Annotated in this window: 18 protein-coding genes; 6 read left to right on the forward strand and 12 right to left on the reverse strand. The window is 73.7% G+C overall.

The window, feature by feature from the left end:
• Positions 1 to 41: 41 nt before the first annotated feature.
• Positions 42 to 1,064 carry a transcriptional regulator gene (locus AC0ZLC_RS00175; RefSeq protein WP_476749756.1) on the forward strand — a complete coding sequence of 341 codons (1,023 nt, stop codon included), beginning with the start codon at positions 42 to 44 and terminating at the stop codon, positions 1,062 to 1,064.
• A gap of 385 nt (positions 1,065 to 1,449) precedes the next feature.
• Here AC0ZLC_RS00175 and AC0ZLC_RS00180 read toward each other — a convergent pair whose 3' ends face one another.
• The gene (locus AC0ZLC_RS00180; protein ID WP_476750196.1) at positions 1,450 to 2,568 is read right to left on the reverse strand and encodes a glycerate kinase; all 1,119 of its coding nucleotides are present in this window, start codon (positions 2,566 to 2,568) and stop codon (positions 1,450 to 1,452) included.
• Positions 2,569 to 2,752: 184 nt separating this feature from the next.
• Here AC0ZLC_RS00180 and AC0ZLC_RS00185 point away from each other — a divergent pair, with 184 nt between their 5' ends.
• The 3 genes from AC0ZLC_RS00185 (at position 2,753) to AC0ZLC_RS00195 (ending at position 5,155) form a co-directional block, all read left to right on the forward strand.
• On the forward strand, positions 2,753 to 3,835 hold the full coding sequence (locus AC0ZLC_RS00185; protein ID WP_476749757.1) for an ADP-ribosylglycohydrolase family protein: 1,083 nt from the start codon (positions 2,753 to 2,755) through the stop codon (positions 3,833 to 3,835).
• Positions 3,832 to 4,332, forward strand: coding sequence for an NUDIX domain-containing protein (locus AC0ZLC_RS00190; RefSeq protein ID WP_476749758.1), 501 nt, complete (start codon positions 3,832 to 3,834; stop codon positions 4,330 to 4,332). The genes AC0ZLC_RS00185 and AC0ZLC_RS00190 overlap by 4 nt, the downstream gene beginning before the upstream one ends.
• Positions 4,333 to 4,417: 85 nt before the next feature.
• Complete coding sequence (locus AC0ZLC_RS00195) at positions 4,418 to 5,155, forward strand: SIR2 family NAD-dependent protein deacylase (protein ID WP_476749759.1); 738 nt, start codon at positions 4,418 to 4,420, stop codon at positions 5,153 to 5,155.
• A 21-nt stretch (positions 5,156 to 5,176) separates the two neighbouring features.
• Here the strand turns inward: AC0ZLC_RS00195 and AC0ZLC_RS00200 are convergent, their stop codons facing one another.
• The 9 genes from AC0ZLC_RS00200 to AC0ZLC_RS00240 all read right to left on the reverse strand — a co-directional run bounded on the left by AC0ZLC_RS00200 (position 5,177) and on the right by AC0ZLC_RS00240 (position 15,079).
• On the reverse strand, positions 5,177 to 5,662 hold the full coding sequence (locus AC0ZLC_RS00200) for a methylated-DNA--[protein]-cysteine S-methyltransferase (RefSeq protein WP_476749760.1): 486 nt from the start codon (positions 5,660 to 5,662) through the stop codon (positions 5,177 to 5,179).
• 36 nt (positions 5,663 to 5,698) lie between these two features.
• Positions 5,699 to 7,177 (reverse strand): AlkA N-terminal domain-containing protein, encoded by a 1,479-nt coding sequence (locus AC0ZLC_RS00205; protein WP_476749761.1) that lies wholly within the window; start codon positions 7,175 to 7,177, stop codon positions 5,699 to 5,701.
• A gap of 136 nt (positions 7,178 to 7,313) precedes the next feature.
• On the reverse strand, positions 7,314 to 7,826 hold the full coding sequence (locus AC0ZLC_RS00210) for an O-acetyl-ADP-ribose deacetylase (RefSeq protein ID WP_476749762.1): 513 nt from the start codon (positions 7,824 to 7,826) through the stop codon (positions 7,314 to 7,316).
• Positions 7,823 to 9,232 carry a phytoene desaturase family protein gene (locus AC0ZLC_RS00215; RefSeq protein ID WP_476749763.1) on the reverse strand — a complete coding sequence of 470 codons (1,410 nt, stop codon included), beginning with the start codon at positions 9,230 to 9,232 and terminating at the stop codon, positions 7,823 to 7,825. Before AC0ZLC_RS00215 ends, AC0ZLC_RS00210 begins: the two co-directional genes overlap by 4 nt.
• Before the next feature lie 392 nt (positions 9,233 to 9,624).
• Positions 9,625 to 10,452, reverse strand: a complete 828-nt coding sequence (locus AC0ZLC_RS00220) for an inositol monophosphatase family protein (RefSeq protein ID WP_476749764.1) — start codon at positions 10,450 to 10,452, stop codon at positions 9,625 to 9,627.
• A 131-nt stretch (positions 10,453 to 10,583) separates the two neighbouring features.
• The gene (locus tag AC0ZLC_RS00225; RefSeq protein WP_476749765.1) at positions 10,584 to 12,419 is read right to left on the reverse strand and encodes a gamma-glutamyltransferase family protein; all 1,836 of its coding nucleotides are present in this window, start codon (positions 12,417 to 12,419) and stop codon (positions 10,584 to 10,586) included.
• 82 nt (positions 12,420 to 12,501) lie between these two features.
• Positions 12,502 to 13,146: a DUF4232 domain-containing protein gene (locus tag AC0ZLC_RS00230; RefSeq protein WP_476749766.1), complete on the reverse strand. Its 645-nt coding sequence runs from the start codon at positions 13,144 to 13,146 to the stop codon at positions 12,502 to 12,504.
• A gap of 65 nt (positions 13,147 to 13,211) precedes the next feature.
• Positions 13,212 to 13,865, reverse strand: coding sequence for a response regulator (locus tag AC0ZLC_RS00235; RefSeq protein ID WP_476750197.1), 654 nt, complete (start codon positions 13,863 to 13,865; stop codon positions 13,212 to 13,214).
• 101 nt (positions 13,866 to 13,966) lie between these two features.
• Positions 13,967 to 15,079, reverse strand: a complete 1,113-nt coding sequence (locus tag AC0ZLC_RS00240; protein ID WP_476749767.1) for a sensor histidine kinase — start codon at positions 15,077 to 15,079, stop codon at positions 13,967 to 13,969.
• A gap of 166 nt (positions 15,080 to 15,245) precedes the next feature.
• Here AC0ZLC_RS00240 and AC0ZLC_RS00245 point away from each other — a divergent pair, with 166 nt between their 5' ends.
• Positions 15,246 to 16,250, forward strand: a complete 1,005-nt coding sequence (locus AC0ZLC_RS00245; protein ID WP_476749768.1) for a carboxymuconolactone decarboxylase family protein — start codon at positions 15,246 to 15,248, stop codon at positions 16,248 to 16,250.
• 215 nt (positions 16,251 to 16,465) lie between these two features.
• Complete coding sequence (locus tag AC0ZLC_RS00250) at positions 16,466 to 17,128, forward strand: hypothetical protein (RefSeq protein ID WP_476749769.1); 663 nt, start codon at positions 16,466 to 16,468, stop codon at positions 17,126 to 17,128.
• 322 nt (positions 17,129 to 17,450) lie between these two features.
• Here the strand turns inward: AC0ZLC_RS00250 and AC0ZLC_RS00255 are convergent, their stop codons facing one another.
• On the reverse strand, positions 17,451 to 18,473 hold the full coding sequence (locus AC0ZLC_RS00255; protein ID WP_476749770.1) for a TIGR03842 family LLM class F420-dependent oxidoreductase: 1,023 nt from the start codon (positions 18,471 to 18,473) through the stop codon (positions 17,451 to 17,453).
• A gap of 11 nt (positions 18,474 to 18,484) precedes the next feature.
• The gene (gene hydA, locus AC0ZLC_RS00260) at positions 18,485 to 19,885 is read right to left on the reverse strand and encodes a dihydropyrimidinase (RefSeq protein WP_476749771.1); all 1,401 of its coding nucleotides are present in this window, start codon (positions 19,883 to 19,885) and stop codon (positions 18,485 to 18,487) included.
• Positions 19,886 to 19,902: the final 17 nt, after the last annotated feature.

Raw genomic sequence — 19,902 nt, forward strand, 5'->3', positions numbered from 1 at the left:
GTGACGCCGGACGAGGGGTGATCGACCTGGGGAGGCTGGATATGGACCCGTCCCGCCGCAGCGTCCTGGGTGCCGGCCTGTTCTCCGTGGCCGTCACCATTCCCGGCTGGCCTGATGTAGTCGGGCGTGCAGATGCAATTGAGTCTGGCCGCACGAGTCGCATCGGCATGGACGAAGTGGACATGGTCATCGCCATGACCGAGCGTGTTTCGGAACTGGACGACGAGTTCGGCGGCCGTCACGCACGCCCCATGGCGGCCTCGTTCATGGTCAACACCGTGGCCTCCTACCTGCGCGCCGACGCACCCGAGGACGTACGCAAGGCGATGCTGTCCGCCGCCTCGGACCTGCTCTACCTGACCGGCTACATGGCCGTGGACGAAGGACTGCACGGTCTCGCACAGCGTTACTACGTCAAGGCCCTGGAACTGGCGGGCGCGGCCGAGGACCACCTGACGTACTGCACCACCCTGCGGGGCATGAGCGTCCAGGCAGTCGACCTCCGCCACGGGGCGAAGGCTATGGAGCTGGCCGACGCCGCTGCCGCCGCCTCCCCGAAAGCCGGACCCCGGATGCTGGCCTTCCTCGTGGGCCGGCAGGCACACGCCGCCGCGCAGACCGGCGACCGTACGGGCGCGCTTCGCTACATCCGGAAGGCCGAGGCGGCCATGGACCGTGCCGAGTCACGCGGAAAGGCGTTCGGCTCGTATGACCCCTCTTCGCTCAACTACCACGTCAGCCAGGTACGTTACGAACTCGGTGACAAGGCCGGAGCCGTCGACGCCATGCAGCAAGCGGACCGGCTCCGCCCCAGCGTGTACCAGCGCACACGAGTACACCGGCGTGGTCTGTTGGCAGAGCGACAGTTGGAACTCGGCCACCTGGAAGCGGCCTGCCTCACCTGGCACCAGGCCCTCGACGACTACCCCAAGGTGCAGTCCGGCCGCGCCGACGAGCGCGTGAAGGCGATGTTCGGTCTCTTGCGCCCCCATCTGAAGAAGGCGACGGCACTCGACCTGTACGACCGAGCACGGACGATCGCAGCACCGTCGCTGGTCACCTGATCCCCATCGAACCGTCAAGCTCAGCCACAGAAGGTCAGTCACGACGGCGATCGCGGCTTTCGGCTGCCGCGGCCTGACGTGGTGCTGTGTGGCGTTCGGCGGGGTCGGGCTGGCGGCGCCGTTGCGGGTCGACGCTGTTGCTTCCAAAAGATTCACCGCTGGCACCCGCCACGTCCCGTCCCTCTTCGCCCTGCAGCCCGCGCTGGCGACGTGAGGTCGTCCTTGGCCGACACAGGTCGTCCTCACCGGCACAGGGGCCCGGGCCGAGCCCCGAAAAAACGGGACGCGAAGGGGCGGAGATGGCGGGCGCCCCAGGAAGGCCCGCCACCGTCACCCGGGCCGGGCGCCCAGCCCCCCCCCCGGACACGGGGCGGACAGAGGTCCCCTAGATCAAAAAGTCCCGTCCGATGTTCTCGGCGACCTGCTCCAGGATGGGGCCGGCGTTCGCGATGCACTCGGCGACGTCGGGTTCGACGTCTGTGAGCGCGTAGGCGCGGCGGATGCCGGCCTTGCCGAGGGCCTCGGGGGGAAGGGCCAGGCGGCCGCAGACCGCGACGACCTCCTTGCCCGCCGCGCGGGCCGCCGTGGCGACGCCCGCCGGAGCCTTCCCGTGGAGGGTCTGCTCGTCGAGGGAGCCCTCGCCGGTGATCACCAGGGTGGCGCGCTCCACGGCCGGCGCGAAGCCGAGGACGTCGAGCATGACCTCGATGCCGGGGCGGAAGCGGGCGCCGAGGACCAGGGCCCCGTAGCCGATGCCGCCCGCCGCGCCGGCACCGGGCGCCCGGGCGTACTCGGCGGCCTGGGAGCCGACGGCCTTCTCGAGCACCGTGGCGAAGTGGGTGAGGGAGGCGTCCAGTGCCGCCACGTCGTCGGGGCTCGCGCCCTTCTGCGGGCCGTACACCGCGGGCGCCCCCTCGGGGCCCGTGAGCGGGTTGTCCACGTCGCTGGCGAGAACGAGGTCGACGCCGGGCAGGCGCGGGTCCAGGCCGGAGAGGTCGGCGGTGGCCAGGTCGCCCAGCGAGCCGCCGCCGGGAGCCACCGGCTCCCCGTCCGCGTCCAGGAAGCGTGCCCCGAGGGCGGACAGCATGCCGGCGCCGCCGTCGGTCGTCGCGCTGCCGCCCACTCCGAACACGATGGTCCGCGCCCCGGCGTCCAGCGCCGCGCGCAGCAGCTCCCCGGCCCCGTACGTCGACGCGGTGAGCGGCGCGAAGGCCCCCGCGGGCAGCCGCTGGAGCCCGCTCGCCTCCGCCATCTCGACGACGGCGGTGTCGCCGCGCAGCGCGAACGCGGCGGTGACCTCGTCGCCCAGCGGCCCGGCGACCCGGACCTCGCGGCGCTCGAACCCGGCCGCGACCGCGGCGTCCACGGTGCCGTCCCCGCCGTCGGCGACGGGCAGCGCCTCGACCTCCGCGTGCGGGGCGACCCGGCGCAGCCCGGCCGTCACCCGCTCCGCGACCTGCACGGCCGTCAGTGATCCCTTGAACTTGTCCGCGGCGATGAGCACGCGCGCCGCCCTCGGAGTCCGATTCACAGCGTCCGCCACCTTGCATTCCCCTTGCTTTCGCGCCTTGCTCACGTCAAGGCAGTCGCGCCGCTGCGACCTTAACCGCAGGAGGGGTGCCCCGTCATGCCCCGTCCCGCGCCTCGAAACCCGCGCGGAGCAGCCCGGAATCGGGTAGACCGGAGCCATGACCCCTGTGGGCACCGATCTCGACGACCGCGTCCTCGGGGGCTGGCTGGGCCGGATCGCGGGCAACATGCTCGGCAAACCGGTCGAGCAGGGCGACCACTGGACGCGGGAACGCATCGACCGCTATCTGCGGCGGGCGGCGGCGCTGCCGCTCACCGACTACCTTCCCGAGCCCGTCGACGAGGCCGCCGGGGCGGCCCTGCGTCCCGAGTGGCGCCAGTGCGTCCGGGGCCGGATCCACGGCAGCTGCCGGGACGACGACGTGGACTACGCGATCCTCGGCCTCGACCTGCTGGAGACGCACGGCTTCGGGTTCAGCACCGAGCAGGTGGGTGACCTGTGGCTGCTCCGGCTGCCGTATCTGCAGACGTTCACCGCGGAGCGGGCCGCCTACCGCAACCTCGCCAACGGCATCAGACCGCCGCTGACGGCGACGTACGACAATCCGTACCAGGAGTGGATCGGTGCCCTCATCCGTGCCGACGTCTACGGCTGGACCTCCCCCGGGGATCCGCGGCGGGCGGCGGCCCTGGCGCGCCGGGACGCCGTCCTGTCGCACACGGGGAACGGCGTCTACGGCGCGATGTGGGCGGCCGCGCTGATCGCGGCGGCGTTCACCGCGCCCGGTGTGCGGCAGGCCCTGGACACGGCGCTGACGGTGATTCCGGCGAGCAGCCGTCTCGCCCGGACCGTGCGCCGGGTGCTCACGCTGCACGAGGCGCGGCTGAGCTGGGAGGACACCCTCGGCACGCTCACCGAGGAGACCGCGGGGCTGCACTGGATCCACACGGTCCCGAACGCCGCCGTCCTCACCACCGGGCTGCTGTACGGCGACGGTGACTTCACCCGCAGCATCGCGCTGACCGTCCGCGGCGGTCTGGACACCGACTCGAACGGGGCGACCGCGGGCTCGGTCGCGGGGGTCCTGTGCGGGGCCGCCGCGATCGCGCCCCAGTGGCGGGACCCGCTGGAGGACACCGTCCGCAGCGCGGTGTTCGGCTTCGACGGGGTGCGGATCAGCGAGCTGGCGGAGCGCACGGTGCGGCTGGCGGCGGGCGGCGCCTTTACCCTTTCCGGATGACCACTTCACGGACCGCGGACTTCGCCACGTACATCGCCGGTCTGCCCCGCGTCATCGCCGGGGCGGCCGCGCTATTCCGCGACGCCGAGGGGCGCGTGCTGCTCGTCGAGCCGAACTACCGGGAGGGCTGGGCGCTGCCCGGCGGCACCATCGAGTCGGACGACGGCGAGAGCCCGCGGCAGGGGGCGCGGCGGGAGACGGCCGAGGAGATCGGGCTCGACGTGACCCTGGGGCGGCTGCTCGCGGTGGACTGGGTGCCGGGAGCGGACAGGCCGCCCCTGGTGGCGTACCTGTACGACGGCGGGGTCCTCGGCGCGGACGACTTCGGGGCGATCCGCCTGCAGGAGGAGGAACTGCTGTCGTGGCGGCTGGTCTCGCCGGAGGATCTCCCCGACCACCTGCCGGGCGCGCTGGGCCGCCGGGTGCTGGCCGCGCTGGACGTCCTCGCGGAGGGCTCGGGCACGGCAGAGCTGGAGAACGGCCACCGGGTGGGCTGAGCCGCGGGCGGGCTCCTCGGGGACAACGCCCGTCCCCGCGATATCCGTTGGCCGCGCCCCTGGCGCGGGTCCTACCCTCGGCCGTATGAACAAGCCCCTGGTCGCGATCCTCAGCGGTGCCGGGATCTCGACGGACTCCGGGATCCCGGACTACCGCGGTCCCAACGGCCTGTGGCGGCGGGACCCCGAGGCGGAGAAGCTCGTCACGTACGAGTACTACATGGGCGACCCGGAGATCCGGCGCCGCTCCTGGCGGATGCGGCGCGAGAACGGCGCGCTCCGGGCGGAGCCGAACGCGGCGCACCGGGCCGTGGCCGGGCTGGAGCGCTCCGGGGTGCCGGTGCGGGTGATCACGCAGAACGTGGACGGGCTGCACCAGCTCGCGGGCATGCCGGCCCGGAAGGTCCTCGAACTGCACGGCAGCGCACGGAGCGTGGTGTGCACGAAGTGCCATGCGCGGGGGCCGATGGAGGACGCTCTCGCCCGGATCGACGCCGGTGAGGACGATCCGCCGTGCCTGGAGTGCGGCGGGATCCTGAAGCCGGCGACCGTCATGTTCGGCGAGCGGCTCGACCCGGTGGTGCTCGGCGAGGCGGTCTCGATCACGAAGGCCTGCCAGGTGTTCATCGCCGTCGGCAGCACCCTCCAGGTGCAGCCGGCGGCCGGCCTCGCGGGTGTCGCCGCCGACCACGGGGCCCGCCTCGTCATCGTCAACGCCGAACCGACCCCGTACGACGACCGCGCCGGCGAGATCGTACGGGAACCGATCGGCACGGCCCTGCCCGCGGTGCTGCACCGCCTGAGCGCCGGGGACGGTTCCTGAGCCCTCCGCAGTGGCGCCGGGTCAGTCGAAGAGGGCGGCTCCCCGTTCGAAGTCGAGGAGGCGGCGCTTGCGGTCGAGGCCGCCGCCGTATCCGGTGAGGCCGCCGTCGGCGCCCACCACGCGGTGGCAGGGCACGATGATGCCGACGGGGTTCCTGCCGTTGGCGAGGCCCACCGCGCGGGACGCGCCCGGGTTGCCCAGGAGTTCGGCCAGTTCGCCGTACGAGCGGGTCTCGCCGTAGGGGATCAGGCGCAGTTGTTCCCAGACGCTGCGCTGGAACGGTGTGCCGTCCAGGTGCAGGGGGAGGTCGAAGTCCTTCGCCTCGCCCGCGAAATAGGCGTCCAGCTGGGCGCGTGTCTCGGCGAACGGCGTGTCGTCGGGGTCGCCGAAGTGCTCCTCGGGCGGGCGGTGGCGCTGGCCGGCCATGTAGAGGCCGGACAGGACGCCGTCGGTGGCGACGAGGGTGAGCGGTCCGTACGGGCTGTCGATCACAGTGTGCTGTTTCACAGGCGGGGTCCTAAGAGTCGTCGTGTCGTCAGTCGCTCATACGGGCAGGAAGTTGATGGGGTGGCTGTCGGTCGCCCACAGGTACTGGACGGCGTACGCCCGCCAGGGACGCCAGGCCGCGGCGCGTGCGGTGAGCGCGGAGGGTGTGGCGGGCAGGCCCAACTCCTCGGCCGCGCGCCGGATTCCGAGGTCGGTGGGCAGGAAGGCGTCGGGGTCCCCGAGGGCGCGCATCGCGATGACGTCGACGGTCCAGGGCCCGAAGCCGGGCAGCGCGAGGAGGCGGGCCCGGCTCTTTGCCCAGTCGCTCTCGACGCCCAGGTGGAGTGACCCGTCGGCGAGTTGGCGTACGAGGGTGGTGAACGTGGTGCGGCGGGTGCGCGGCATCGCGAGGGAGTCGGGGTCGAGGGCGGCGAGCGCCTCGGGTGTGGGGAAGAGGTGGGTCAGGCCGCCCTCGGGATCGTCGACGGGTTCGCCGTGCGCAAGGACCAGACGGGCCGCGTGGGTGCGGGCGGCGGCCGTGGAGACCTGCTGTCCGAGCACGGCCCGTACGGCGAATTCCGCCTCGTCGACGGTGCGCGGCACCCGGCGCCCCGGCGCCTTGTCGACGAGCGGGGCGAGCAGCGGATCGGTGCGCAGCCGGTCGTCGACCGCGACCGGGTCGGCGTCCAGGTCGAGCAGGCGGCGGCAGCGGCTGATGGCGACGGGCAGGTCGCGCAGGTCGCTGAGGGTGAGGCGGCAGGCGATGTGGTCGGACTTCGGGGTGAGCGCGGTGACGCCGTGGCCGTACGGCAGACGCAGCGTGCGCCGGAAGGCTCCGTCGCGCCACTCCTCGACGCCGGGCACTCCGGTCGCCGCGAGGTGGCCGAAGAGGTTGTCGGGGTTGAGCGGGGCGCGGAAGGGGAGCCGGAGGCTGAGCGCGCCGGGTGTGGGCGCCGCCTTGCGCGGGATCCGGGTGCGCAGCTCGCTCGGGGTGAGCGCGAAGACCTCGCGCACGGTGTCGTTGAAGGTGCGGATCGAGGCGAAGCCGGCGGCGAAGGCGATTTCCGCCATCGGCAGGGTCGTCGTCTCGATGAGGAGTCGCGCGGTCTGGGCGCGCTGGGCCCGGGCGAGCGCGAGGGGACCGGCGCCCAGTTCGGCGAGGAGCTGCCGCTCGATCTGGCGGGTGCTGTAGCCGAGACGGGCGGCGAGGCCGGGTACGCCCTCGCGGTCCACGATCCCGTCGCCGATCAGGCGCATGGCGCGGGCGACGAGGTCGGCGCGCTGGTTCCATTCGGGCGAGCCGGGGCTGGTGTCGGGGCGGCACCGCTTGCAGGCCCGGAACCCGGCCTGCTGGCAGGCGGCGGCGCTCGGGTGGAACGTCATGTTCTCCGGCTTCGGCGGCACCACGGGGCAGCTGGGCCGGCAGTAGATCCGGGTGGTCAGGACCGCTGTGTAGAACCAGCCGTCGAAGCGTGCGTCCTTGGACTGGACGGCGCGTACGCAGCGCTCGGTGTCGGTGTGCATCCCGTTCCGCATGCCTCAAGGATCCGGCACCGGCCCGGGCCCTGGCTCGCGGAAATCCGACCTGTACGTCGCGGGGCCCGCGGCCCGCCCGGCCGCTGCCGGGGCGGGCCCGGCGTGGCGACCGGCGGGGACGCCGTCCCTCTCGGGCTCACCCCAGCCGGTCGGCGAAGACCGCGTGGGCGCGCTCGTCGAACAGCACGAACCGCACCTCCTCGACGGGGGGAGCCGCGGCCTCCCGGACGGTCTGCACCGCGATCCGCGCACCGTCGTCCATCGGCCAGCCGAAGACGCCGGTGGAGATCGCGGGGAAGGCCACGGTCCGCGCGCCGAGTTCGGCGGCGATCCGCAGGGACTCCCGGTAGCAGGAGGCGAGCAGCTCGCTGCGGTCCTCGTCGGCGGACCAGACCGGGCCCACGGTGTGGATCACCCAGCGCGCGTCCAGCTCGCCCGCGGTGGTCGCGACGGCCCGGCCGGTGGGCAGGCCCTTGCCGTACCGGGAGGCGCGGAGCCTGCGGCACTCGGCGAGGACGGCGGGGCCGCCGCGCCGGTGGATGGCGCCGTCGACGCCTCCCCCGCCGAGCAGCGAGGAGTTGGCCGCGTTGACGACGGCGTCGACGGTCTGCCGGGTGATGTCGCCCTGGACGAGTGTGAGGGTGGTCATGACTGGCGCAGCCTCCTCCAGACGGCCTTGGCCGCGTTGTGCCCGGACATGCCGTGCACACCCGGCCCGGGCGGGGTGGCCGAGGAGCAGATGAAGACGGCAGGGTGCGGGGTGCTGTACGGGGACAGGGAGAGCTTGGGCCGCAGCATGAGCTGGAGGCCTGATGCGGCTCCGCAGGCGATGTCCCCGCCCACGTAGTTGGCGTTGCGGACGGCCAGCTCGGGCGGCCCGGCCGTCGCGCGGGCGAGGACCCGGTCGCGGAAGCCCGGCGCGAAGCGCTCCAGCTGGCGCTCGACGGCGTCCGTGAGGTCTCCGCTCCAGCCGTTCGGGACGTGGCCGTACGTCCAGAAGACCTGCTTCCCGGCAGGTGCCCGGGACGGGTCGACGACGCCGGGCTGCACGGTGATCAGGAAGGGCACGTCCGGTGCGCGGCCCGCGCGGGAGGCCGCGTGCAGCGCGGTGGCGATCTCCTTCCGGCTCGCGCCGACCTGTACGGTCCCCGCGGCGCGCGCCTCCTGCGCCGTCCAGGGCACGGGCCCGTCCAGCGCGTAGTCGATCTTGAAGACTCCCGCGCCGTACCGGTAGCCCTCGTAGTAGCGGCCGAAGCCGGCGATGCGGGCCAGGGCGGTGGGCGAGGTGTCGAAGACGTACGCCCGGGCGGGCGGCAGGTCGTCGAAGTGCTTGACCTCGTAGTCCGTGTGGACGGTGCCGCCGAGGTCCTTCAGGTAGGCGGTGAGCGCGTCCGAGATGGACTGGGAGCCGCCGCGGGCGACGGGCCAGCCGCGGGCGTGCGCGGCGAGGGCGAAGACGAGGCCCACCGCGCCCGTGGCGATGCCGCCGAGGGGGGCGATGACGTGGGCCACGAGGCCGGCGAAGAGCGCCTTGGCCCGTTCGTCGCGGAAGCGGCGCATCAGCCAGGTGGAGGGGGGCAGCCCGGTCAGTCCGAAGCGCGCGAGGGTGAGGGGGTCGCGCGGCAGCGAGCTGAGCGGCAGGGACATGAAGTCGTGGACCAGCGTGTCCCATTTGGGCAGGAACGGCTCGACCAGTCTGCGGTACGCGCCCGCGTCGCGGGGGCCGAAGGAGGCGGCGGTCTCGGCCACCGAGCGGGACAGCACCGCGGCCGTGCCGTCGGGGAAGGGGTGCGCCATGGGCAGCTCGGCGTGCAGCCACTGAAGTCCGTAGCGCTCCAGGGGCATGGCGCGGAACGCGGGCGAGTTGATTCCCAGCGGGTGGGCCGCGGAACACGGGTCGTGCCGGAAACCGGGGAGCGTGAGCTCCTCGGTGCGCGCTCCCCCGCCCACGGTGCCGTGCGCCTCGAACACCGCCACCGAGAAGCCGCGCCGGGCCAGCTCCACGGCAGCCGTCAATCCGTTCGGCCCCGCACCCACCACGACCGCATCGAGCATCGACGGCACCTTCGGACTCCTTCGTCAGCCGATGGCCACTGAACATCAGGATAGGCCGGGCGACGGACGGCCTTGGCGGCGAGGTTGTTTGAACGCGCATGCCGTCCCGCATCGGCTCCCCCGCGCCCGGTCCCGCCGTACGCCCCGACGCGGTTTTGACGCCGGGCGGCACCCGCGAGCCGGCGGCCGCTCCTCCGGCCGGACGGGCCCGTGAGAACGCCGGTCCTCCGGTCGGCGCGGGCCCATGAAAACGCCGGTCCTCCGGTCGGCACGGGCCGACGGGAGGCCGATCGGCCGGCGCGCAGGCCCCTGAAGGCGCCCGGTCCTCCGGTCGGCGGAGGCCCGTGGACGCGCCCGTTCACCCTGTCGGCCCGCCGTGAGCGTCCGGCTCGTCAGACGCCCTGCGCCAGCAGGTCCACCACGCGTCGGGCCGTGTCCGCGTCCCGGGCCGCGGTGAAGGGCAGCACGTTGCCCCCGGTGATGCGGAACGGTTCACGCGCGAGCGTCAGATGCGCGCCGCCCGCCTCCTCGACCAGCAGCAGACCGGCCGCGTGATCCCATGCGGCCTCCCAGCTGAACGCGGTCGCGTCCAGCTCACCGCGGGCGACGGCGAGGTACTCCAGGCCTGCCGAGCCGCACGGGCGCGGCCGGACGCCCTCGCCGCGCAGGCCGAGCAGGGCCCGCTTCTGCTCGTCGGTGGTGTAGTCCGGGTGGGACGTGGCCACGCGCAGGTCGCTGCCGGGGGCCGGGGAGCCGGAGCGCAGGGGCGCGCCGTCCAGCAGGGCGCCCTGGCCGCGGACCGCGGTGGCGAACTCCTCGCGCACGGGGGCGAACGTCCAGGACGCGTGCACGACTCCGTCCAGCGCGAGCGCGACCAGGGTGCAGAAGCCGGGGTCGCCGTGGACGAACTGCCGCGTCCCGTCGACGGGGTCGACGATCCAGACGGGGGCGTCGCCGCGTATGGACGCGTAGGTCGCGGGGTTGGCGTGCACCGCCTCCTCGCCGACGACGACCGAGCCGGGCAGCAGCGCGGTGAGCGCCCCGGTCAGGTACTCCTCGGCCTTGCGGTCGGCGTCGGTCACCAGGTCGTGCGGGCCCGTCTTCTGGTCGATCTCGTGCGCCGCGAGCTGCCGGAACCGCGGCATGATCTCGGCGGCGGCCGCCTTGCGGACCGCCTCTTCGACGTCGGCCGCGCGCTGTGCGAGAAACTCTTCGATCATGCCTCCATGACAGCACGGCCCTCTGACAATCCCTGCCCTGCCGGTGTACGCCGGGTGGAATCGCCATGAAAGCGGAGGTCCGCGCGTCCGTGCGTCCCCGGTCGCACGCGGCCGGGGACGGCCCGCGGAGTTCAGCGGCCGACGGCGTAGCCCTGCATTCCCCGCGGGTTCGCCGCCGCCGACAGGACACCCGTGCGCGGGTCCCGGGCGACCGCGCACAGGCGCCCCTCGGTCCACGCCCCGCCCACCAGCACGTCGTGGCCCCGGCGCCGCAGTTCCGCCACGACCTCCGGGTCCGTGCGGGACTCGACGGTGACACTGCCGGGGCGCATGCCGCGGGGGTAGAAGGAGCCGGGGAAGCTGTCGGTGTGCCAGTTCGGGGCGTCGACGGCGCCCTGCAGGTCGAGACCGCCGCGCACCTCGGGGCGCAGGGCGACGGCGAGGAAGAAGTGCGTCTGCCACTGGTCCTGCTGGTCGCCGCCGGGGGTGCCGAAGGCCAGGACGGGCACGCCGTCGCGCAGGGCCAGGGACGGTGTGAGGGTGGTACGGGGCCGGCGGCCCGGGGTGAGGGAGTTCGGCAGTCCCTCCTCCAGCCAGGTCATCTGGAGCCGGGTGCCTAGCGGGAAGCCCAGTTCCGGCACGACGGGGTTGGACTGCAGCCAGCCGCCGCTCGGTGTGGCGGCCACCATGTTGCCCCAGCGGTCCACGACGTCGAGGTGGCAGGTGTCGCCGCGGGTGCGCCCGTCCGCCGCGACATCCGGCTCGCCGGGCACAGGGGACAGCGGGCTCCCGGCGACGGTGGGCTCGCCGGCGCCCGGCACGCCGAGCGGGTCGAAACCGGCCTCCCCGGTGGCCGTCACGAGCGCGTGCCCGCTGAGCCGCGGGGTGCGTCCCCCGGGGCTGCCGGGCCGCAGCTCGTAGGAGGCCGTGTCGCCGACGAGGGCGCGCCTCGACGCGTTGTACGGCTCCGACAGCAGTTCGCGCAGGGGCACTTCGGCCGCGTCGCCGTACCAGGCCTCCCGGTCGGCCATGGCGAGCTTGCAGCCCTCGACCAGGAGGTGCACGTAGTCGGCGCTGCCGGGGGCGGGCAGTTCCTCGGGCAGCAGGGCGAGCTGCTGGAGCAGGACCGGGCCCTGGCTCCAGGGGCCCGCCTTGCACAGGGTCCAGCCCCGCCAGTCGTACGTCGCCGGGGCCTCGTAGGTCGCGGACCAGGAGGCCAGGTCGGCGGCGGTCAGGGTGCCGGTGTGGCGCTCGCCGCTGGTGTCCAGGGTGGGCCGCTCCGCCTGGCGCACCAGGGCCTCGGCGATGAACCCGGAGCGCCACACACGGCGGGCGGCCTCGATCTGCGCCTCCCGGTCCCCGGCGTCGGCGACCTCGGCGAGCAGCCGGCGCCAGGTCGCGGCGATGGCGGGGTTGCGCAGCAGTTCCCCGGGGCGCGGGGCACGGCCGCCGGGCAGGTACACCTCGGCCGACGACGTCCACTCCGTCTCGAAGAGTTCGCGCACCGTCTCCACGGTCTCCGTAACGCGCTCGACGGGCGGGTGGCCGTCCTCGGCGTACCCGATCGCGTACTTGAGGACATCGGCGAGGGTGCGGGTGCCGTGGTCGCGCAGGAGCAGCATCCACGCGTCGAAGGCGCCGGGCACCGCGGCCGCGAGGGGGCCGGTGCCCGGTACGAGGTCGAGGCCGAGGGCGCGGTAGTGGGCGACGGTCGCTCCGGCGGGCGCGACGCCCTGCCCGCACAGCACGCGGACCTCCCCGTCCGCCGGGGCGAGGATGATCGGGACCTCACCCGCGGGGCCGTTGAGGTGCGGTTCGACGACGTGCAGGACGAATCCCGCGGCCACCGCGGCGTCGTACGCGTTGCCGCCGTCCTCCAGGACGGCCATCGCCGACTGCGAGGCGAGCCAGTGCGTGGAGGACACCATGCCGAAGGTGCCCTGGAGTGTGGGTCGGGTGGTGAACAAGGGCGGACTCCTCGCTGCGGGGCGGGCGTTCGGTGAGCGTGCGCGTCCCGGCCCGCCCGCCCGGCGGCCGTGCGACGCCCGGCTACCGGGCCGTCGGGGCCCAGGCCGTCGTCCCGAGGATGTTCTCCGGTCCGATGTCGAGGGGTTCCCGGGCGCGTACGGTCACGGCGGCGCGGCCCCGCTGCGGGCTGACGCGGAGGTAGGTGCCGTTCTCGGCCGCCATCCGCCAGTACAGGGCGGACCGGGCGCTCTCGCCCGGGGCGAGGGTGAGCGGCTCGGGGCCCGGGTCCTCCGGCGCCATGAACACCTCGTCGGTCCCGGCGACGGTGCGTACTCCGGTGAGGGGGGCGCCCGCCTCGTCGAGGACCCGCAGCGTGGGGTGGCCGTTCAGCCGGTACGGCCGGTCGCCGCAGTTGGTGAGGGTGAGCGTCATGCTCCGCAGTCCCATGGCGGCGTCCTCGTCGCCGGTGTCGAGGCGCACACCGGAACCGGGGCAGCCGGCCCGCGGCTGGAGGGGCACGACGTGCGAGCGCCCGGGGACGGGCGCCGCGGGGGCGGGGGTCACGGGCGGCGGGACCGTGCGGGTCCGCGACGGGGTGGGCGTGGGCCGGCCTGCGGGATGGCGTTCCCGGTCCAGCTCGGCCGAGAGCCCGCAACCACTCGCTCCCAGCGCCAGCGCACAGGCCAGGGCGGCCCCGCGGGCCCCTCTCCCACGTATCGCTTTCACCCGCCGATCATCGCAGGCGGCCCGTGTCGGGGCCACGCCTTCGGCCGCGCTCCCGGCAACAGCCCTCACCCCGGGGTCCGCCGCGCCGTCACCAGTCCCGACTCGTAGGCGAACACGACCAGTTGGGCGCGGTCGCGGGCGCCGAGCTTGGTCATCGCGCGACTGATGTGCGTCTTCGCCGTGAAGGGGCTGATGACCATGTGGGCGGCGATCTCCTCGTTGCTCAGGCCACGCGCGGCGAGGGCGGTGACCTCGCGCTCTCGGCGGGTGAGGCTCTCCAGGCCGGGAGCGGTCGCCCGGTCCGGGGGCCGGGCGACGAACTCGCCGATCAGGGTGCGGGTGACGGACGGCGACAGCAGCGCCTCGCCGCCCGCGACCACCTCGATGGCCTGCAACAGGTCGGCGGGCTCGGTGTCCTTGAGCAGAAAGCCGCTGGCCCCGGCGCGCAGCGCCTCGAAGACGTACTCGTCGAGGCCGTAGTTGGTGAGCATCACGACGCGTACGGCGGACAGGTGCGGGTCGGCCGCGATGCGGCGGGTGGCCTCGATGCCGTTCATGACGGGCATCTGCACGTCGACGAGGGCGATGTCGGGGACCTGGGAGCGCACCAGCTCCAGGCCCTGCCGGCCGTCGGCGGCCTCGCCCACCACCTCGATGCCGTCCTCGGCCTCAAGCAGGGCCCGGAAACCGGCCCGCATCAGGGCCTGGTCGTCCACCAGGGCGACCCGGACGAGCTTGCGTGCCGCGCTCCCGCCGCACGCACCGTCCGGACCGCTCGCTCCCGTCGCCCCGCGCCCGCCGCCCACCGTGCCCTCGCGCGTCACGCGGCGCTCTCCGGCAGCCCGAGGGGCAGTAGGGCGTGCACCGAGAAGCCGCCTTCGGGGCGGGGCGCGGTGTGCAGGGTGCCACCGAGTGCGGTGACCCGTTCGCGCATGCCGGTGAGGCCGGTTCCCGGCTCGGGCGGCCGGGACGGTACGGCAATTCCGTCGTCGTCCACGCGTACCGACAACTCGTCGCGTCCGTAGTCGAGTCGCACGCTCACCTTCGCCGGTCCGGCGTGCCGGGCCGCGTTCGTCAGGGCCTCCTGGACGATGCGGTAGGCCGCGCGGTCCACCGTGGCGGTGAGCGGGCGTTCGTCGCCGGTCACGGTCAGCTCGGCGGCAAGTCCCGCCGCGCGGGCCCGCTCCACGAGCAGTGCGGGCGTCCCGGTGGGCTCGTCGGTGCGCAGCACGTCGAGGGTGGCGCGCAGTTCGCGCATCGCCTCGCCGCCCGCCTCCTGGATGGCGAGCAGGGCGGGCGGCACCTCCTCGCCGCGCTTGCGGGCGAGGTGGACGGCAACGCCCGCCTGGAGCTTGACGATCGAGATGCTGTGCGTGAGCGAGTCGTGCAACTCCCGTGCGATGCGCAGCCGTTCCTCATCCGCCCGTCGCAGTGCCGCCTCCTCACGGGTGCGTTCGGCCTCCAGCGCGCGCTGTTCGGTCTGGCGCAGGTACGCCTGCCAGTTGCGGTCCGCCAGCCCGGCGACGAGGGCGCACAGGAACCATCCCGCGAGCAGGGCCGCCCGCTCGACGGCCTCCCGCGTCGTGGGCCCGGTGGTGAGGCAGCCGGCGAGGAACAGGGCGCTCGCGGCGCCCGCCACCGCACGGTGACCGGCCCGTGCCGCGGTGTGCACGGCGGCCAGCACCGGCAGGGCGGACAGCGTGCCCGGCTGGGCGTGCAGGACGTGTCCGGTGAGGGCGGCCGCGCTGACGGCCAGGACCACGCGCGGTGCCCGCCGGTAGGCGGCGAGGGCCAGCGATCCGGTGACGATCAGCGCGAGGTCGAGCACGGTCGTGTCCCGGTCGAAGGCCGCGGCGGTCACGACGATCGCGCCGACGACGACGGCGAGTGCCGCGTCGGCGAGGTCCCTGCGCGTCAGCCGCTCCCCGTGCATGTCCGCACCCTAGACCGGCGTCGGCGGGAAACGCGTCAGACCTGTGAACGGTAATCGGGCTACTCCCGGGGCAGTAGTCCGCGGTGCGATGGGCTCCGCCGACGCAGGCCCGGTTCCGTCCGCCCGTACGACGCGGGAGAGCACCCCCGGGAGCCAGGGTTCCCCCATGACGTCGCCCTTCCGCCACACCGAGCCCGTCCCGCCCAGGTCGGCCACCGGCCGCACCGCCGAGGTCTACGCCCAACTGGCCCGGGACTTCGGCATCGACAGCCCCCCGGCCTTCGTCGTCCTTTCCGCCGACCCCGAACTCCTCGCCGCCACCTGGGCGTTGATGCGCGAGTCACTGATCGCGGGGGACGGCGGCCGCACCGGCAAGGAACTCGCGGCGTTCGGGGTGTCGCGTGCCAACAGGTGCCCGTTCTGCGTGGACGCGCACACCATGCTGCTGCACGCCACCGGGGACCACGCCCTCGCGGAACGGCTGGCACGCGGGGAGTTCCCTCGGGACGGCGGACACGCGCGCGTGCTCGCCTGGGGCGAGGCGACCCGCGTCCCGGGCAGCCCGGACGTGGCGTCGCTCCCGTTCCCCGCCGGGCACACCCCCGCGTACCTGGGCACGGTGCTCTCCTTCCACTTCATCAACCGGATCGTCTCCTCCCTCCTGACCGAGAACCTGCTCCCCGGCAACATCCAGCGGTTCCGGGCGGTACGCAGCCTGGTGGGCCGCTCGGTGTCGGCGGCGGTGCGGCGGGACGTCGCACCGGGTGCCGCGCTGGCACTCCTGGACGAGCCGGGCAGCAGCCCCTCCTGGGCGGCCGGGACGACGGTCGGCCCGGCGTACGCGGCGCTGCGCACGGCGGCGAGCGCGGGTGCCGCCCTGCTGGCCGAGGAGGACCGTGCCCTCGTACGGGAGGCGGTCGAGGCGTGGGACGGCACGCATCCGCCGCTCGGCTTTCCGGGGCTGCCCGGCCGCGCGGACCGTCCCGGCGCGCGTCTGGCGCTGCTGGCCGCGCTGGCGCCGTACCGCATCACGGGTGAGGACGTGGCCGCGTGGAAGCAGCCGCCGTACACCGACCACTGCCTGGTCCGGCTGATCGCGTACGGCGCGTTCGCCGCCGTCGACCGCATCGAGCGCGAACTGCCGTTGCGCATCCGCGAGGAGATCGCATGACCGGGGCCGCCGACCGCGGTCCCGGGCGGGCGGTCCCCGAGCGGCCGTCACCGGCCGGACTCCCGCGGGGCGCCGGACCCCGCCCTCCGTCGTGTCACTGTCACCGGGCAGGCACGGAGCGAGTTCGCCCTTCCGCCCCACAGGGACTCGTGTGACACTGTCGTCCCGTCCGCAGTGCGGACTCCTTCCGCACCGTCCCCCACGAGAAGTGCGCCGTGCGTTCTCTTCCTCTGCCGCTCGCTCTCACCGCGCGTCTGCTGCCGGTCGCCGTGCTCGCCTCGGCGGGCTGGGCCCTGACGTCCGGCCCGCTGGCCGCGGCTCCCACCGCCGACCACGAACCGGCGCCGAGGACCGTCACCGGCACGGCGCCCGCCCCCTCCGCCTCGGCGGCGCCGAGGACGTACACCGCCGCGCCCGCCCCGTGCCGGGGCGTGAGCGAAAAGACCGTCAAGTCGCTCGTCCCCGGTGCCAAGACGGCCGGGCAGGAGATCGCGTCGACGGACAAGTCCGCACGGCGCACCTGTTCCTGGAACGCGCTGAAGGGCTTCGACTACCGCTGGCTCGACATCTCGTACGAGATCAAGAAGTCGGACGAGGCGGCCGTCGGCGCCTACCGGCAGCGCACGACGGAGAGGAGCGGCGGCGGGGCGGTCCCCGGACTCGGGGACGCGGCCTACTCCGTCGTGGACCTCACCACCAAGGACAAGCAGCAGACCCGCGAGGGCGTGGTCGTCGCCCGAGCGTCGAACGCGCTGGTGATCATCACGTACAACGGCAGTGACTTCGAGACGAAGAAGGCGCCCGGTACGGACGAGATCAACAAGGGCGCCATCAAGGCCGCGAAAGAGGCGGTGGCCGCGCTGAAGGCCGCTGGGTAGCACCGGCTCCGGCAGGGCGCACCGCCGGTTCACGCGCTCGACTTGAAGGACCCGAAAGAGGGCGAAGGACAGCCACATGGTCCAGGCGTGGCCGCCGGCCCGGGAGGCGTCCGCCCGGCCGTCGCCTTGGCCGGGAGGGGACTGTCGGCGTGGCGGGGACGGTGCCGGTCATGAGCAGGCCCATCAGGTGAGCAGTGCCGGGAAGTGCCGTGCGGGGAGCGCGCCGGCCCCCTCCCCGGGACGGCGGGAAGGGGGAGAACCGGGGAAGGGCACAACGGCCCTCCTACGGGCGGCCGTCGACGGGAGGGCGGCCGTGACCGGCCTACCGGCCGTTGACGGCGGGGATGACCTTCGTCCCGTACGTGTCGATGACGGCTTCCTGCGCGTCGTGCATGTCGTAGAGGGCGAACTGGTCGACGCCGAGGCCCCGCAGGGCGCGCAGCTTCTCGACGTGCTTCTCGACCGGCCCGATCAGGCAGAACCGGTCGACGATCTCGTCGGGCACGAACGCCGTGTCGGGGTTGCCGCTGCGTCCGTGGTGCGCGTAGTCGTACCCCTCGCGGGCCTTGATGTACGCGGTCAGTTCGTCCGGGACCATGCCGGAGTGGTCGCCGTACCGGGACACCAGGTCCGCGACGTGGTTGCCCACCATGCCGCCGAACCACCGGCACTGCTCGCGGGCGTGGGCGAGTGCCTCGGGCGAGTCGTCCTCGGTGACGTACGCCGGCGCGGCGACACAGACCGTCACCTCGGCCGGGTCGCGGCCGGCCTCGGCCGCGGCCCGCTTCACGGCCTTGACCATGTACTCGGTCAGATAGAGGTCGGCGAGCTGGAGGATGAAACCGTCGGCCTCCTCCCCCGCCATCTTCAGCGCCCTGGGCCCGTACGCGGCCATCCAGACGGGGAGTTCGGCGCCGGGCCTGACCCACGGGAACCGGACGACCGTGCCGCCGAGGTCGGCCTCGTCGCCGCGGCCGAGGGCGCGGATGACCTTCATCGCCCCGCTGATCCTGGCGAGGGTGTTGGGTTTGCGTCCGGCGACGCGCATCGCCGAGTCACCGCGCCCGATGCCGCACACCGTGCGGTTGCCGTACATGTCGTTGAGTGTGGCGAAGGTGGAGGCGGTGACCTCCCAGGTGCGCGTGCCCGGGTTGGTGACCATCGGGCCGACCGTCAGCTTCCGGGTGTTGGCGAGGACCTGGCTGTAGATGACGAAGGGTTCCTGCCACAGGACGGCCGAGTCGAAGGTCCAGCCGTGGCTGAAGCCGTTGCGCTCCGCGCGCTTCATCAGGCTGATGACCCGCGAGGCGGGCGGGTCGGTCTGCAGGACGAGTCCGAAGTCCATGGGCGCCGCTCCTAGTTCAGGTACTGACAGGTCGAGCGGGGGGTGTAGACGCCGTGCCCCGCGCGTCCGGTGAACTCCCGCTCCGTGATGACGAGTTCGCCCCGCGAGAGCACCGTCTCCACCCGGCCGGTGACGTGCTTGCCCTCGTAGGCGGAGTAGTCGACGTTCATGTGGTGCGTCCCGGCGGACATGACCTGTTCGGCGCGCGGGTCGTAGATGACCACATCGGCGTCGGCGCCGGGCGCGATGGTGCCCTTCTTCGGGTACAGGCCGAACATCCGGGCCGGGGTCGCGCAGGCGATCTCGATCCAGCGGCGGCGCGAGATGTGCCCGTCGACGACGGCCTGGTGGAGCAGGTCCATGCGGTTCTCGACGCCCGGCAGACCGTTGGGGATCTTCGAGAAGTCGCCGCGGCCGAGGTCCTTCTGGCCGACGAAGCAGAAGGGGCAGTGGTCGGTGGAGACCACCTGGAGGTCGTTCGTCCGCAGCCCGCGCCACAGGGCGGCCTGGTGCTCCCTCGGGCGCAGCGGGGTGGAGCACACGTACTTCGCACCCTCGAAGCCGGGTTCGGCGAGGTTGTCCGTCGAGAGGAACAGGTACTGCGGGCAGGTCTCGCCGAACACGTTGAGGCCCTCGTCGCGGGCGCGGGCGATTTCGGTGACGGCCTCCTGCGCGGAGACGTGCACCACGTACAGGGGTGCCCCCGCGACCTGCGCGAGCTTGATGGCGCGATGGGTGGCCTCGGCCTCCAGGAGGGCCTTGCGGACCTCGCCGTGGTAGCGCGGATCGGTCTCGCCGCGGGCCAGCGCCTGCTCGACGAGGACGTCGATCGCGATGCCGTTCTCGGCGTGCATCATGATCAGGCCGCCGTTCTCGGCGGAGCGCTGCATGGCGCGCAGGATCTGGCCGTCGTCGCTGTAGAAGACGCCGGGGTAGGCCATGAACTGTTTGAAGGAGGTGACACCCTCCCCCACCAGCAGATCCATCTCCTTGAGCGTCTCCTGGTTCACGTCGGACACGATCATGTGGAAGCCGTAGTCGATCGCGCATGTGCCGTCGGCCTTGGCGTTCCAGGTGTCCAGGCCCTCACGCAGCGAGTGGCCGGGGCTCTGCACCGCGAAGTCGATGATCGTGGTGGTGCCGCCCCAGGCCGCGGCCCGGGTGCCGGTCTCGAAGGAGTCGGAGGCGGAAGTGCCGCCGAACGGCAGCTCCATGTGGGTGTGGGCGTCGACGCCGCCCGGAATCACGTACTTCCCGGTGGCGTCGATCAGCCGCCCGGCCGTCCACGCCCCGGCGGCCGGGGTGCCCGACGCGGCCAGGGCGGCGATGCGTCCGTCCTCGATCAGGACGTCGGCGTGGATCTCGTCGGACGCGGTGATGACGAGGCCACCGCGGATGACGGTACGGCTCATGCTCCCTCTCCTTCCGG

It is taken from the genome of Streptomyces sp. GLSS-08 (assembly GCF_056387915.1).